General features: G+C 62.4%; 16 protein-coding genes. 1 reads left to right on the forward strand and 15 read right to left on the reverse strand.

Annotated features, from left to right (window positions below; genetic code table 11):
* Nucleotides 1–366 precede the first annotated feature (366 nt).
* Nucleotides 367–1,626 (reverse strand): UDP-N-acetylglucosamine 1-carboxyvinyltransferase, encoded by a 1,260-nt coding sequence (murA, locus tag QMA15_RS21810; RefSeq protein ID WP_003941314.1) that lies wholly within the window; start codon nucleotides 1,624–1,626, stop codon nucleotides 367–369.
* 54 nt (nucleotides 1,627–1,680) lie between these two features.
* Here murA and QMA15_RS21815 point away from each other — a divergent pair, with 54 nt between their 5' ends.
* Nucleotides 1,681–2,253, forward strand: a complete 573-nt coding sequence (locus tag QMA15_RS21815) for a cob(I)yrinic acid a,c-diamide adenosyltransferase (RefSeq protein ID WP_019749169.1) — start codon at nucleotides 1,681–1,683, stop codon at nucleotides 2,251–2,253.
* Between the two features lie 10 nt (nucleotides 2,254–2,263).
* Here the strand turns inward: QMA15_RS21815 and QMA15_RS21820 are convergent, their stop codons facing one another.
* The 14 genes from QMA15_RS21820 to prmC form a co-directional block, all read right to left on the reverse strand.
* Nucleotides 2,264–2,686 (reverse strand): DUF2550 domain-containing protein, encoded by a 423-nt coding sequence (locus tag QMA15_RS21820; protein WP_029255703.1) that lies wholly within the window; start codon nucleotides 2,684–2,686, stop codon nucleotides 2,264–2,266.
* A 49-nt stretch (nucleotides 2,687–2,735) separates the two neighbouring features.
* Nucleotides 2,736–3,104, reverse strand: a complete 369-nt coding sequence (locus QMA15_RS21825) for a F0F1 ATP synthase subunit epsilon (protein ID WP_019749170.1) — start codon at nucleotides 3,102–3,104, stop codon at nucleotides 2,736–2,738.
* 6 nt (nucleotides 3,105–3,110) lie between these two features.
* Nucleotides 3,111–4,562 (reverse strand): F0F1 ATP synthase subunit beta, encoded by a 1,452-nt coding sequence (atpD, locus tag QMA15_RS21830; protein ID WP_003941349.1) that lies wholly within the window; start codon nucleotides 4,560–4,562, stop codon nucleotides 3,111–3,113.
* A 3-nt stretch (nucleotides 4,563–4,565) separates the two neighbouring features.
* Complete coding sequence (locus QMA15_RS21835) at nucleotides 4,566–5,549, reverse strand: F0F1 ATP synthase subunit gamma (RefSeq protein WP_003941320.1); 984 nt, start codon at nucleotides 5,547–5,549, stop codon at nucleotides 4,566–4,568.
* A gap of 48 nt (nucleotides 5,550–5,597) precedes the next feature.
* The gene (gene atpA / locus QMA15_RS21840; RefSeq protein ID WP_019749171.1) at nucleotides 5,598–7,241 is read right to left on the reverse strand and encodes a F0F1 ATP synthase subunit alpha; all 1,644 of its coding nucleotides are present in this window, start codon (nucleotides 7,239–7,241) and stop codon (nucleotides 5,598–5,600) included.
* Nucleotides 7,242–7,303: 62 nt separating this feature from the next.
* Nucleotides 7,304–8,128 carry a F0F1 ATP synthase subunit delta gene (locus QMA15_RS21845; protein WP_003941304.1) on the reverse strand — a complete coding sequence of 275 codons (825 nt, stop codon included), beginning with the start codon at nucleotides 8,126–8,128 and terminating at the stop codon, nucleotides 7,304–7,306.
* Between the two features lie 5 nt (nucleotides 8,129–8,133).
* A complete protein-coding gene (locus QMA15_RS21850) occupies nucleotides 8,134–8,691 on the reverse strand; it encodes a F0F1 ATP synthase subunit B (protein WP_019749173.1) in 558 nt (185 codons plus the stop codon).
* A gap of 7 nt (nucleotides 8,692–8,698) precedes the next feature.
* Nucleotides 8,699–8,941, reverse strand: coding sequence for an ATP synthase F0 subunit C (locus tag QMA15_RS21855; protein WP_003941327.1), 243 nt, complete (start codon nucleotides 8,939–8,941; stop codon nucleotides 8,699–8,701).
* 83 nt (nucleotides 8,942–9,024) lie between these two features.
* Nucleotides 9,025–9,852 carry a F0F1 ATP synthase subunit A gene (gene atpB / locus QMA15_RS21860; RefSeq protein ID WP_019749174.1) on the reverse strand — a complete coding sequence of 276 codons (828 nt, stop codon included), beginning with the start codon at nucleotides 9,850–9,852 and terminating at the stop codon, nucleotides 9,025–9,027.
* A gap of 280 nt (nucleotides 9,853–10,132) precedes the next feature.
* Nucleotides 10,133–10,543: a hypothetical protein gene (locus QMA15_RS21865; RefSeq protein WP_020970050.1), complete on the reverse strand. Its 411-nt coding sequence runs from the start codon at nucleotides 10,541–10,543 to the stop codon at nucleotides 10,133–10,135.
* 92 nt (nucleotides 10,544–10,635) lie between these two features.
* Nucleotides 10,636–11,823, reverse strand: a complete 1,188-nt coding sequence (locus QMA15_RS21870) for an MraY family glycosyltransferase (protein ID WP_290286421.1) — start codon at nucleotides 11,821–11,823, stop codon at nucleotides 10,636–10,638.
* Nucleotides 11,820–13,145, reverse strand: a complete 1,326-nt coding sequence (gene glyA / locus QMA15_RS21875; protein ID WP_080910658.1) for a serine hydroxymethyltransferase — start codon at nucleotides 13,143–13,145, stop codon at nucleotides 11,820–11,822. Before glyA ends, QMA15_RS21870 begins: the two co-directional genes overlap by 4 nt.
* 2 nt (nucleotides 13,146–13,147) lie before the next feature.
* Entirely contained in the window at nucleotides 13,148–13,810 is a 663-nt protein-coding gene (locus tag QMA15_RS21880; protein WP_003941345.1) for an L-threonylcarbamoyladenylate synthase, read from the reverse strand.
* Complete coding sequence (prmC, locus tag QMA15_RS21885; RefSeq protein WP_019749178.1) at nucleotides 13,807–14,739, reverse strand: peptide chain release factor N(5)-glutamine methyltransferase; 933 nt, start codon at nucleotides 14,737–14,739, stop codon at nucleotides 13,807–13,809. The genes QMA15_RS21880 and prmC overlap by 4 nt, the downstream gene beginning before the upstream one ends.
* Between the last annotated feature and the right edge of the window lie 43 nt (nucleotides 14,740–14,782).

The following is a 14,782-nucleotide window of genomic DNA, read 5'->3' on the forward strand; positions in this document are numbered from 1 at the left end:
GCACTGACATTCATCGACACACTGTTGAGTTCTCAAAGAACACGCACACACCATCACCACGACCCTATGGTCGCCGCTCCGGGGCAACTTTTCCAGCCTATCCCAACCAGGTCACCGGCGCAAACCGGAACCCCGTGAAGAAAACTGAATTGTGTTCGCCAGGCACTTCGTACAACCTCGTGTCACTCACCCTCGCAGGTGGGAGTCGGTGTCCGTGTCGCTCTGACCTGGACAAAGTTACGCGAACCTTCAATCAATTCACAAATCGCCTGGTCACAACACCGATTCACTAGCCAAGGCCAGGTCAGACAGTTAAGCCTTTCCGCCAATCGCGAATAGGCCCGAGTGTGACGCCGAGCACCGAACCTATTCGGAGCCCACCCGCTCGATCACTCCCCCGAGTCCACGAAGATTCTCGACGAAACGCGGGTACCCACGGTCGATGTGGAAGATGTCGTGGACTTCGGTGGTTCCGTCCGCGACCAACCCGGCAAGCACGAGCCCGGCGCCTGCCCGAATGTCCGAAGACCACACCGGCGCACTCGACAGCACTGGAACTCCGCGGATCACAGCATGGTGACCATCAGTACGAGCGTCGGCGCCGAGTCGGATCATTTCCTCGACAAATCGGAAACGCGATTCGAATACGTTCTCGGTGATCATCGACGTGCCCTCGGCAACCGCCGCCAAACCGATTGCCATCGGCTGCAGGTCGGTCGGGAATCCGGGGTAAGGCAATGTCGCGAAATTGACTGCTTTGGGTCGTTCACGCTGGATGACACGGAAACCGTCTACCTCGGGAGTCACCTCCGCGCCGGCTGTCCGAAGCTTGTCGAGGACCAACCCGAGATGCTTGTGATTCACCCCGCGAACGCGGACGTCGCCCCTGGTCATGGAGGCAGCGACACCCCATGTTGCGGCAACGATGCGGTCACCGATGACACGGTGCGTAGTCGGTTCCAACTTGCGGACGCCTTGAATGGTGAGCGTCGAACTTCCGCCGCCCGATACCTTGGCGCCCATTTCGTTGAGCATGTTGCAGAGATCCACGATCTCGGGCTCACGTGCAGCGTTGTCGATCACCGTTTCACCTCGGGCGAGCACTGCTGCCATCAAGATGTTCTCGGTTGCACCCACAGACGGGAAGACCAGGCGAATGTTCGCGCCGTGAAGGTCGTCTGCCTCGGCAACGACACATCCGTGTTCGATTTCGCTACGCGCGCCCAACAGGCGGAGCCCGGATTGGTGCATGTCGAGTGGCCTCGAACCGATCGCATCGCCGCCAGGAAGTGCGACAACAGCGCGTCGACAACGCGCGACCAGCGGACCAAGCACACACACCGACGCCCGAAACTGCTTGACCGCGTCAAAATCAGCGTGATATTTCGGCTCGGCCGGCGTCGTGATCCGCACTTCGGAGTCTTCGAGTTCGACCTCGCAGCCCAGCCCTCGCAAGACGTCCGCCATCAGCGGCACGTCAAGAATGTCCGGGCAGTTGGTCACCACAGTGGTGCCTTCGGCCAACAGCGCAGCGGCCATCAGCTTCAACACACTGTTCTTGGCCCCTCCCACCAGTACTTCACCTTCGAGGCGGTTACCCCCGGTCACAAGAAAGTGCTCACTCACGGTTCACAGCCTAGAGCCACAACCTCGTCGGCACCGCGCCGGTACCGTAGCCCTATGTCTGTTCACCTGACGAAGATCTACACCCGGACCGGCGACGACGGGACCACCGGCCTCAGCGATTTTTCGCGAGTCTCCAAGAACGATCCGCGTCTGATCGCCTACGCGGATTGCGACGAGACCAACGCGGCGATCGGTGTGGCCGTTGCCCTCGGCACACCCCCGGAGAATCTGCTCGCGATGCTGCGCCAGATCCAGAACGACCTCTTCGACGCGGGGGCCGACCTGTCCACCCCTGTCGTCGAGAACCCGAAGTACCCACCGCTGCGAGTGACTCAGGCCTATATCGATCGACTCGAAGGATGGTGCGATGAGCTCAATGAGCAACTGGCACCGTTGAATTCGTTCATTCTGCCCGGCGGAACTGCCCTGGGCGCCCTGCTTCACGTAGCAAGAACCGTCTCGCGGCGTGCGGAGCGTGCGGCCTGGTCCGCCATCGATGCGAACCCGGAAGACACCAGCGTCCTCCCCGCGAAATATCTCAACAGATTGTCGGATCTGCTCTTCATCATGGGAAGAGTGGCAAATCCTGAAGGCGATGTGCTCTGGAAGCCCGGCGCCGGGGCTTGAGCGGGACCGGTCAGGCGGTGCGTCGCCTACGGGCGCGCCCGTCCGGCCGTGATTCGACCCAGGACAGGAAAGCTGTCAATGCTCCACTGTCCAAGGCGATTTCGTAGGCCGACGATCCGTCGTTGACCTTGACCACGACGATGTCGTCGCTCATGATGTCGAATTCGGTACCCGAGGGAGAGCGACGGCTCTCGACCTCGATTCCTTGACGATCAATCCTGGAGTCCGGGCCCGGCCGCAGACTCGACAGTTTGAAAAAGACGAAGGTGCTTTCGCCGTAGCGAATGATTCCGTGACGCCACCCGCTGTCCCCCGGGGATGGCAGAACACGAAGCAGTGCAGCGGTACCGCCGCGACGTAGAACCAGCAGACGATACAGAAAAGCCGCGACGAGAACCGCGAGCAGCACAACCAGAATGATCAACACAGTCATTCCGAATGTCACTGTTCGTCGGCTCCCGTCGCGGCTTTACTCGAGTAACTTACGCGCGCTCGACGGCCCGGAGCTGACCCTTGGCGACCGCAATCGCTTCGAGGTCGCCCGAGTTCTCGGCCAAGACAGCCTTGGCTGCCTCGACGTCGATGTCCTGTGCCATGTCCGCGGACTCGGCAAGGATCGTCACCGTCGTCGCAGTGACGGAGAGGAACCCTCCGTGTACTGCAGCAACGATACGCTCGCCGTCGACCGGGGTGATCGACACGGTTCCGCCCTCGATCAGCTGGCCGAGGACCGGCTCATGCCCGGGCATGATGCCGATTTCGCCCTCGGTGGTCTGAGCGCTGACCAGCGTCGCCGAACCAGACCACAAGCGCTGCTCGACGGCAACGAGTTCTACGGTCATCTCAGCCATCGTGGACTACTTCCCGGCCATCTTCTTGGCTGCAGCTTCGACGTCGTCGAGTCCACCGCAGCTGTTGAATGCCTGCTCGGGCAGGTGATCGAACTCGCCCTTGCAGACGCGGTCGAAGGCTTCGATCGTGTCGCGGAGCGGCACGACGGAGCCGGGCTCACCGGTGAACTTCTCGGCAACGATGAAGTTCTGGCCGAGGAACTTCTGGATACGACGGGCGCGGCCGACGAGGACCTTGTCCTCTTCCTGAAGCTCGTCCATACCGAGGATGGCGATGATGTCCTGCAGTTCCTTGTACTTCTGCAGGATGCGCTTGACCTCGTTGGCAACGCGGAAGTGCTCGGCACCGACGATGCCGGGCTCCAGGATGCGGGAGGTCGAGCTCAGCGGATCCACAGCGGGGTAGATACCCATCTGCGAAATCGGGCGCGAGAGCTCGGTGGTGGCATCGAGGTGCGCGAACGTCGTAGCCGGCGCGGGGTCGGTGTAGTCGTCGGCGGGCACGTAAATAGCCTGCAGCGAGGTGATCGAGCGACCGCGGGTCGAGGTGATGCGCTCCTGGAGCTCACCCATCTCGTCCGCCAGCGTGGGCTGGTAGCCCACTGCCGAAGGCATACGGCCGAGGAGGGTGGAAACCTCGGAACCTGCCTGCGTGAAGCGGAAGATGTTGTCGATGAACAGCAGGACGTCCTGGCCCTGAACGTCGCGGAAGTACTCCGCCATCGTCAGTGCGGACAGGGCGACGCGCATACGCGTTCCGGGCGGCTCATCCATCTGGCCGAAGACAAGGGCGGTGTCCTGGAGGACGCCCATCTCTTCCATTTCCAGGTGGAGGTCGGTGCCCTCACGGGTACGCTCACCGACGCCTGCGAACACCGAGGTGCCCGAGAACTCGCGAGCGATACGCGTGATCATTTCCTGGATCAGAACGGTCTTGCCGACGCCGGCGCCACCGAACAGGCCAATCTTTCCACCCTTGACGTACGGGGTGAGAAGGTCGATGACCTTGATGCCGGTCTCGAGGATCTCGGTCTTACCTTCGAGCTGATCGAAGGCTGGTGGCTTGCGGTGGATGCCCCACTGCTCGCCGTCGCGGCCGAGGCCGGGGGTGTCGAGGCAATCGCCCAGGGCGTTAAACACGTGGCCCTTGACGACGTCACCGACGGGAACCGAGATCGGCTTGCCCGAGTCGGTCACTGCAGTGCCGCGGACGAGGCCGTCGGTGGGCTGCATGGAGACGGTGCGGACCAGGTTGTCACCGAGGTGCTGTGCAACCTCGAGCGTCAGCGTCTTGGCGACCGAGGGAAGCGTGATCTCGGCGTTCAGGGCGTTGAACAGTTCAGGAACAGCGCCACGCGGGAATTCAACGTCCACGACGGGACCGATGACCCGCACGACGCGGCCGGCTACGGCCGAAGCCGAACCTGCCCCGTTGTTTTCGGTTACTGCTGCGGTCATGTGCTAGTCACTTCCTGCGCTCGAGGCGAGCGCGTTGGCGCCGCCGACGATCTCGCTGATTTCCTGGGTGATCTGGGCCTGGCGAGCCTGGTTGGCCTGACGGCTCAACGTGTTCACCAGTTCGTTTGCGTTGTCCGTCGCGGCCTTCATGGCGGTACGACGGGCTGCCGACTCCGATGCCGCAGCATCGAGAAGCGACGAGAAGATACGAGTGCTGACGTACTTCGGGAGAAGAGCACCGAGAAGCTTCTCGGGCTCGGGCTCGAAGCTGAAGTCCGCGACGGGGCCATTGTCATGGTCGTCGTCGTGGCCGTTGGTCAGCATGTCGTCACCGAGTTCGATGCGCTCTTCCGACACGAAGACCTCGAGAGGAGCCATACGGCGAACCTCGGGAGTCTGCGTCAGCATCGACACGAAGCGGGTGTAGACGATATGGAGTTCGTCGACGCCCTCGATCGTGCCTTCACCGTTCGGAGCGGCAACCTGGTTACCCGAACCAGCCATGAACAGCTCCACCAGGTGGCGGCTGGCCTTCGCTGCATCCGAGTAACCCGGATCCTGCGAGAAGCCCGTCCACGCAGCACCGATGTCGCGGCCGCGGAACGTGTAGTAGCCGAGTCCCTTGGAACCGAGCACGTACACGACCGGCTCCTTGCCCTCGCTGCGGAGGAGAGCCATGAGCTCTTCTGCCTGCTTGAGGACGTTGGAGTTGTAGCCACCACACATGCCGCGGTCACTGGTGACAACGAGGACCGCAGCCCGCTTCGGCTCCGGGCGCTCGTTGAGCAACGGGTGATCGAGCGAAGCAGACGCACTCGCCAATTCGGTGAGTACCTTCGTGATCTCCTCGGCATACGGCTTGGACGCGGCGACGCGAATCTGAGCCTTGGTGATACGCGAAGTCGCGATCAGTTCCTGTGCCTTGGTGATCTTCTTGGTCGAGTTGACCGACTTGATACGAGACCGCAATTCGAGAATGCTCGCCATCGATCAATCACTCTCCCTTCGGAATTCGCAGTGTCATGGGCGCGTACGTCACTTGCTGACGGTCTTGCGCTTGACGTTGATCTGCTCGTTCTCGACCTCGTCGGCGCCCAAAGCGTCAGCCTCGGCCTCGTTCACGACCCGGCTTCCGTCGGATGCGATGAAGCCTTCCTTGAACTTGTTCGTTGCAGCGATCAGCGCAGCAGCGTTGTCGGCATCGAGTGCCTTACCGCCGTTGATGCTGGAGTAGACGCCAGCAGCCGAGTGCTTGAGGTCTTCGAGCAGTTCCTTCTCGAAGCGACGGACGTCACCGATCGGAACGCTGTCGAAGATGCCTTCGCCGGCGAGGTAGATCGAGACGATCTGGTCCTCGACAGGGATCGGGCTGTACTGATCCTGCTTGAGCAGCTCGACCAGACGGGCACCGCGCTCGAGCTGAGCCTTGGAGGCAGCGTCGAGGTCAGATGCGAAAGCGGAGAACGCTTCGAGCTCACGGAACTGAGCCAGTTCCAGACGCAGCGAACCGGAAACCTTCTTCATGCCCTTGGTCTGTGCAGCGCCACCGACGCGGGAGACCGAGATACCGACGTTGATCGCGGGGCGAACGCCCTTGTTGAACAGGTCGGACTCGAGGAACACCTGACCGTCGGTGATGGAGATGACGTTGGTCGGGATGTACGCCGAGACGTCGTTCGCCTTGGTCTCGATGATCGGCAGAGCCGTCAGCGAGCCACCGCCGAGTGCGTCGGACAGCTTCGCCGAACGCTCCAGCAGACGGGAGTGCAAGTAGAAGACGTCACCGGGGTAAGCCTCGCGTCCCGGCGGGCGACGCAGCAGCAGCGAGATGGCGCGGTACGCCTCTGCCTGCTTGGTCAGGTCGTCGAACACGACCAGAACGTGCTTGCCCTGGTACATCCAGTGCTGGCCGATGGCCGAGCCGGTGTACGGTGCGAGCCACTTGAAGCCTGCGGAATCAGAGGCCGGAGCAGCAACGATGGTGGTGTACTCCATCGCGCCCTTCTCCTCGAGGGCAGCCTTGACGCCCGCGATGGTGGAACCCTTCTGACCGATGGCAACGTAGATGCAGCGCACCTGCTTGTTGACATCGCCGGAATCCCAGTTGGCCTTCTGGTTCAGGATGGCGTCGATGCAGACCGCGGTCTTGCCGGTCTTGCGGTCGCCGATGATGAGCTGGCGCTGGCCGCGGCCGATCGGGGTCATGGCGTCGATAGCCTTGATACCGGTCTGGAGCGGCTCTTCGACCGGCTGGCGCTCGAGCACCGAAGCGGCCTGGAGCTCGAGTGCACGGTTCTCGGTGCTCTCGATCTCGCCGAGGCCGTCGATGGGCGCACCCAGCGGGTCGATGACGCGGCCGAGGAAAGCATCGCCGACGGGAACCGACAGAACGTCGCCCGTGCGCTTTACTTCCTGGCCTTCTTGAATGTTCTGGTAATCGCCAAGGATGACGGCACCGATTTCGGTGGCATCCAGGTTGAGCGCGACGCCGACGATTCCACCGGGGAACTCCAACAGCTCGTTGGACATAGCCGAAGGCAGGCCAGAGACGTGCGCAATGCCGTCACTGGTGTCGGTCACTGTGCCGACCTCCTCACGGGAGGCCTCCGGGGAGTAGCTCGCGGTGTAGTTGTCGATCGCGCTACGGATCTCGTCGGAGGAGATCGTCAGCTCCGCCATGTTTTTCCTGCTCTCGGTGTCTGGTCTTCGAAAAGATCTGGAGTATGTGTTCGGCTGAAGGACTACTTGAGGTTCTTCCGCAGTGCTGCGAGTCGACCCGCTGCGCTGCCGTCGATAACCTCGTCGCCCACCCGGACGACCAAGCCGCTGAGGAGTTCTGGATCAACCTCGACGTGTACTGCTACCGGCTTCCCGTAGGTGCGGGTAAGAGTGCTGGCCAAGCGATCCGACTGCTCCGAGCTCAACGCCGAGGCGCTGCGAACGTGAGCAACGGTGGTATCGCGCTGCGCTGCGGCAAGATTCGACAGCTGATCGAAAGTGTCTGCGGGTGCAGACTTCAACCGGCCGACGGCCTGTCCGGCGAGTGCCTCGGTGACCGCGGTGACCTTGCCGTAGAGCAAGCGGGAGAGGAACTCACGCTTGCGGGCTGCGGGAACCGACAGATCCGAGAGCGTCTGCTCCAGGCTGGGATCCCCTGCCACGATGCGACCGAGACGGAAGAGCTCGTCCTCAACGGTGTCCAACTGGCTCTGATCGGCTGCGGCGCGGAGCAGAGCTTCGCGTCCGAGCAGTTCGAGCGAGTTGACCAAGTCGCGGGCCGCAGACCAGTCCTGGCCTGCAGCTGCCTTCACGGTGGCGAGCGCCTCGGCGCCGACCTTTCCGGAGAACAACTGCTCTGCCAAAGCCTGGCGACCAGCGGCCGGTGCCGAAGCGTCAGCCAGCGCGCTGCGAAGAGCGCGCTGGCCGTCGAGTACCTCGACCACCGAGAAGAGCTCGGACCCAGCCTGAGCAGAAGCAGCAGTTGCGGCTCCTGCAGAGACGGCGCCCAGGGCACTGCTCAGCGCAGAACGAGTCTGCGCCAAGGCTTCACGGCTCGCTGCGTACATGTTGCTCACTTCCTGGCTGAATCAGCGCTGACGGTGTCGAGCTCGTTGAGGAAACGATCAACCGTTCCGGCGCGCTTCACGTCGTCGGCGAGAGACTCCCCGATGACCTTCTCGGCCAGGTCTACAGCGGTCTTGCCGAGATCCGAGCGGAGCTCAGCGACGATCTGCTGACGCTGGGCGACGAGCTGGCTGTGGCCTGCGGCCACGATGCGGTCGCTCTCGTCCTGCGCCTGAACCTTCATGTCAGCGATGATCTGCTGACCCTGGGTACGCGCTTCCTCACGGATCTGCGCTGCCTCGGTACGAGCTTCGGCGAGCTGCGCGCGGTACTGCTCGAGCGCGGCCGCTGCCTCTGCCTGTGCGTCTTCGGCCTTCTTGATGCCGCCCTCGATCTGCTCGGTGCGTTCGGCCAAGACCTTCTGGAACTTCGGAAGAACGAGCTTCCAGAAGACAAAACCGACTACGACGAGCGCAACCGCGGACCACACGATGTCGTATGTCTCGGGCAAGAGAGGATTGTGTGTCTCCTCTGTTGCCGCGAGCACTGCGAAGGTGGCTCCCATGTCTGTCTTAGAAAATGAAACCGGCGACAAGGCCGATCAATGCGAGGGCCTCGGTGAATGCAATACCGAGGAACATGGTGGTACGAACCTGGCCGGCCATCTCGGGCTGGCGGACCATGCCTTCGATTGCCTTGCCCACAACGATGCCCACGCCGATGCCGGGGCCGATTGCTGCGAGGCCGTAGCCGATGGCTCCGTAGCCGCGCGACTTGGTCTCGACAACTTCCTGAGCGAGGTAAGCGATGCTCATGGTGTTCCATTCCCTTTCTGTTGACCTCTGCCGGATTCGGCAAGAGGCTCAGTTCTTGGTGTAGCTGGTGAGGAGGTAAAAGGTCAGTGCTCGTCGGCGTGGAGCGCCAATTCGATGTACACCGCGGTCAGCAACGCGAACACGTAAGCCTGCAGGAAGATGACCAGCAGCTCGAAGAACGTGAATGCGATACCGGCGATGATCGACGGAACGCCGAAGATCGCCTGGAATCCGCCGGACACGAAGAAGAAGTAGTTCGTCGCGCTGAAGAACAGCACCAGCAGGATGTGGCCGGCCAACATGTTGGCCATGAGACGAACCATCAGCGTGAACGGGCGCAGGATGAAGGTCGAGATGAACTCGATGGGCACCAACAAGAAGTGCAGGGGCAGCGGAACGCCGGGAACGACGATGCTGCTCTTGACGTACTTGAAGAAGCCGTACTTCTTGATTCCGACGTAGTTGAACACGATGTAGGCGAGCGCCGCGAGTACCAGGGGCATACCGATTCGTGCGTTCGGCGAGATGTTCAGGAAAGGAATGATGCTGGCCATGTTGCTGGCGACCACGATGAAGAAGATCGTCGTGATGACCGGCAGGAAGCGCTTGCCCTGTTCCTTGCCCAGGATCTCCTCGGCGATGTTGATACGAACGAAGTCGAGCGCAAGCTCAGCGGCGTTCTGCATCCCACGGGGAACCAATCGAGGGCTGCGCATCGCGATCACGAAGAAGGCTGCGACCAGCACCGACATCAGCAGACGAATCAGCATCAGACGGTCGAGCTCGAAGGGGCCCGCGTGAATCAACACGGAGGGCGGGAAAAAATCGTCTAGTGACGGCGCATGGAATTCATCCGCGGCCAGGGTGGTGACGCTCAGCGTTCTCTCCCGTAGTCGGTCCGCAGCCATCATTGACTGCGGTTCGATCGGACATTGACGATCTACAAGTCGACAAGTTCGACTCGCGCATTCGTCAGCAGCTGGAGAACCCTAGAGGGGCCTGGCGTCTGTCGGTGTCGGCGACTCTCGTCGACTCAGTGGCCAGAATTTCGACCACCTGCGAGCACATGGCATCGTCGGCTGAGTGTTACTCGGCCCACCATTGCTCTCGCTTGAACCGAACCTTATCAAGTCATCTACGACATTGTGTAGATGGGGTACCTGGAAGTCCGATTAGTTACCTCTTGTAGTACTACTCGTCGTCGTCGACGTTGCTGCTGGGAGTGGGATCGACGTACGGAGTTTTGGTTCCGAGAACGCCGTATGTCTCCGCACCGAGCACGACGACCAGCGACATGATGATGACCAGGACGAGAGCGGTCTTGTTGTAGAAATCCATGTCCGAGAGGACAAAGAGAACAACCATCGCGAGAATCATCTTCAGCAGCCACGTGCCGAGAAGAACTGCACCGGCCGTGAGCGCAGGCAACTTCGCTGTGAGCAGCACGCCCAGCGCCGTGAACAGGATGAACCCGCCGCCGACGGCTGCGCCGATCAAAGCGCCGTAGACGCCTTCCTTGCCGGCGAAGAGCCCGCCCAGGAGCGCGCCGACCACGGCCAGCGCGATCAGCCCCATCACACCCCACTTCACGGCCGACTTCATGGCGGCGGTCGAATCAGGGATGGGTTGCGAGGCAGGTACAGGCTGCGGCGTGTTCGTCACGATGCCCAAGGGTAATGGATCGGGAAACTTGGCTACCGACGCTGTTGCTTGCGATCGATCAGGGACGGCACCGCGGTGAAGAACAAGGCAATGACCAACCCGGCCGCAACCAGTACGACAACCAGCTGTCGATTGAGCAGCGAGGATCCGACGGCACCGAAAGCCAGAACGCTGACCCACAGGTAGATGACCAGCACAACCCGTCGGTGCGTGTGTCCGATTTGCAGGAGGCGATGATGCAGGTGCATCTTGTCCGGACTGAACGGACTGACGCCCGCTTTCGTCCGGCGGATCACGGCCAGGAGCATGTCCAGCATCGGGATGAACATTACAGCACCGACCAGCAACAACGGCGCGAGGAGGCCGACCAGGTCGCGGGTTCCGTAAGCAGTGAGCGGAATACGACCGGATGCACTGGTGGAGATCGCGGCAAGCATGAGACCGATCAACATCGACCCGGAATCGCCCATGAAAATGCGCGCTGGATTGAAGTTGTGCGGAAGAAAACCGAGACAAGCGCCTGCCAAGGCCGCCGCGATCATCGCCGGCGGGTAGACACTCGCGTCGCCGCCCTGATCGTGGAGCAGACCGATCGAGAAGATGAGGATCGCCAAGGCCGCGATGAGGCCCAAACCGGCGGCCAATCCGTCGAGACCGTCGACGAAGTTCATCGCGTTGATGGTCGCCACGGCGATAGCCACCGTGAACAGTCCCGATTGAATCTGATCGAGGATGATCGTGGACCCACCGTCACCACCGAACGGGTTGTAGATGATGAACCAACTGACGCCCATCACCACAAGAACTCCGGCAGCAGTCACCTGACCCACGAACTTGGTGAGAGCGTCGAGACCCCACCTGTCGTCGATCACGCCCACGAGGACGATGACGGCGCCCGCGACGAGCGCAGCGTGCACATCCGGACTACCGAAGCCGAAACCTCTTGTGAGCGCCGGTAATTGCTGCGCGAACAGCAGACCGACAACCATGCCGATATACATTCCGACGCCACCGAGGCGCGGAATCGGCTCGACGTGAACGTCCCGATCACGCGGTACGGCGACGGCGCCGAACCGCAGCGCCAACAACCGGACTGCGCCAGTCGCCAGGTATGTCACTACCGCCGCCGTACACAGCACGAGCAACAGTTCACGGATGGGAACACCCGCTCCCCCGCCGCCCTGTGCCAGATACGTGGTCGCCTCGTAGGAAGTGATCACTGCGCGAGATCACCCGTCTGGCGGGGATAGGCAGGCTTTGCCCGTACCAGTTCGCGAACGCCGTCGGCAACTGATGCCAACTCGGCCTCCCCTGACGTGGTGGCTGGATCCGCTACGACTGCACGCGCGATCAACTCCCCCACGACGCTCATGTCGGACGTGTTGAATCCCTGGGTCGTCACGGCCGCGGATCCGACGCGGATTCCGGACGTGACGGCCGGCGACTGCGGATCGAACGGAATCGCGTTCTTGTTGAGCGTGATCGAAGCCAGTCCGCACCTACGCTCGGCGTCGACTCCGGTGACACCGCTTGCGCGCAGGTCGAGAAGCGCCAGATGCGTGTCGGTTCCACCGGACACGGTGCGCAGGCCGCGAGCTTCCAACGACTGCGCGAGCGCCGACGCATTGGCAACCACTTCCTGTGCATACCAACGATATTCCGGCGTCGACGCTTCTTTGAAGGCAACCGCCTTCGCAGCGATCGCATGCATCATCGGGCCGCCTTGAATGAAGGGGAACACCGCGCGATCGACAGCAGAGGCATGCTCGCTGCGGCACAAGATCATTCCGCCGCGCGGGCCTCTGAGGACCTTGTGCGTCGTCGCGGAGACCACGTCGGCATACGGAACACACGACGGTATCGCCCGGCCTGCCACGAGTCCGATGAAGTGGGCGGCATCGACCCACAGGATCGCACCGACCTCGTCCGCGATCGACCGGAAGGCTGCGAAGTCGATGGTTCGGGAGTACGCGGTCGCGCCGGCGACGATGATTTTCGGCTTGTGCGCCAGAGCCAGGGTGCGAACCTCGTCGTAGTCGATCAATTCGGTGGCCGAATCGACGTGATAGGGAACGGTGGTGAACCACTGCCCCGAAAAGCTGACCCGAGACCCGTGAGTCAGATGCCCACCGTGCGGCAAACTCATCGCCAATACGGTGTCGCCTGGCTTGGCGAATGCGGCGTACACCGCGAGATTCGCGGTGGCCCCCGAATGCGGCTGGACGTTGACGTGCTCGGCGCCGAACAGTGCCTTTGCCCGGTCGATCGCCAGATTCTCGGCTACGTCGACGTACTCGCACCCGCCGTAGTAACGCCGACCCGGATAGCCCTCGGCGTACTTGTTGCTCAGGGTCGAACCCAAGGCAGCCAGTACCGAGGGGCTGGTGAAGTTCTCGCTCGCGATGAGTTGAAGCCCGCCGCGCTGACGCTCGAGTTCGGCCAGCGCAACAGCCGCGATCTCGGGGTCCGCCGTGGCAAGCTCACCGAAATCCGGTCCCCAATACGTGGATTCCCCCGCGCGCTCGCCGCCGGCGCCGACCATCGTTACGAAACTCCCTCTACGAGGCTTTCCGGACTGGTGCCCAATACCTCGGCGATGGATTCTGCCGAGACGGCACCCACTCGCAAGATACGCGGTGAATTGCCGGTCAGGTCGACGATCGTGGAAGCAACGGCGTGTTCGGCCTTGCCCCCGTCGAGGTACACGCTGGCAGATCCGCCGAGCTGATCTCGGGCTTCCTCGACGGTAGTTGCCGGCGGACGCCCCGAAATGTTGGCGCTCGAGACGGCAAGCGGTCCGACATCGCGCAACAGTTCGAGGGCAACCGGGTGCAGCGGCATGCGGAGCATGACGGTTCCGCGGGTATCACCGAGGTCCCAGGCAAGTGAAGGCGCCTGCTCGACGACCAAGCTCAGTCCGCCGGGCCAGAACGCGCGGATCAGATCCCGGGCCTGGGGGCGCACGCTGTAGACGAGCCCGTCGATGGTGTTCCACGATCCGACCAGTACCGGGACGGGCATGTCTCGCCCGCGTCCCTTGGCACGCAACAGACTCGTGACAGCTTCGCTGTCGAACGCGTCCGCGGCGAGTCCGTAAAGGGTGTCGGTAGGGAGAACTACGAGTCGGCCGGCCTTGAGCGCGTTCTTCGCGGCGGCCAAGCCTGCGGTTCGGGAATCTGTCTGACTGCAGTCGTACACGGTGCTCACTCAGCCATCCTTTCACTCTGCACTTCGGGCGTTCGATTCCGCTGCGCTTCGACGTCGGTGGCGACACGTCTGGCGACGACGAAACGCGGACGACCGGCAAGATCGGGATGCTGTGCAACGTCGCCGAACACCCGGCGCGCCGAGAACAGCGCAGCGACGCCGTCGCCGTTGGTGTCGTCGTGCTCGATGCCTGCCGCGCCGCCGATTCGAAGCCACCTCGCGATGTTGCTGATCATGGGTTTGATGACGGACAGACCGTCGGCGCCACCGAACAACGCGGTGTGCGGGTCGTAATCCATGACCTCAGGCTGCAATTGCGCGCCTTCGGGGATGTACGGCGGATTGGACACGACCAGATCGACGCCGCCCTCGAGCCCTGGCAACAGGTTCCGATCGGTGACATCACCCTGATGCAGATGGATCGGTGTATCACCGGCGGCCTCGCGGTCGGCAGCATTACGACGCGCCCACGCCAACGCGGCGGGCTCTTTCTCCACGGCGTGAACGACGGCGTCTGGACGGGCCTCGGCGATGGACAGCGCGAGTACACCCGATCCCGTGCACAGGTCCAGAACTACCGGCGGCTTACTTCCGCAACCTTCGAGGAACGAGAGCGCCCAACCCATGAGCAATTCGGTTTCGGGCCGCGGAATGAAGACACCCGGACCGACAGCGACGTCGATGTTGCCCATCGATGCGACTCCGATGATGTGCTGCAACGGAATCCGCTTCACGCGTTGCGCAACCAACTCGTCGAACGCCGCGATGACCTCAGGATCGACCAACGGAATCAGCCCAAGACGCGTGCGTTCGACGCCGAGCAGGTGGGATGCCAACAACTCGGCGTCGGTGCGTGGGCTGGGCACACCTGCGGCGTCGAGCTGTTTTGCAGCTTCGATCAGCGCCAAACGAAGTGGAAGTCGACTCACGGGTACAGCCTGCCACGCTCAACCGACACGCGGTTCACCGAGT

This window comes from Rhodococcus sp. APC 3903, from assembly GCF_030407755.1.
Lineage (GTDB): Bacteria > Actinomycetota > Actinomycetes > Mycobacteriales > Mycobacteriaceae > Rhodococcus_F > Rhodococcus_F erythropolis.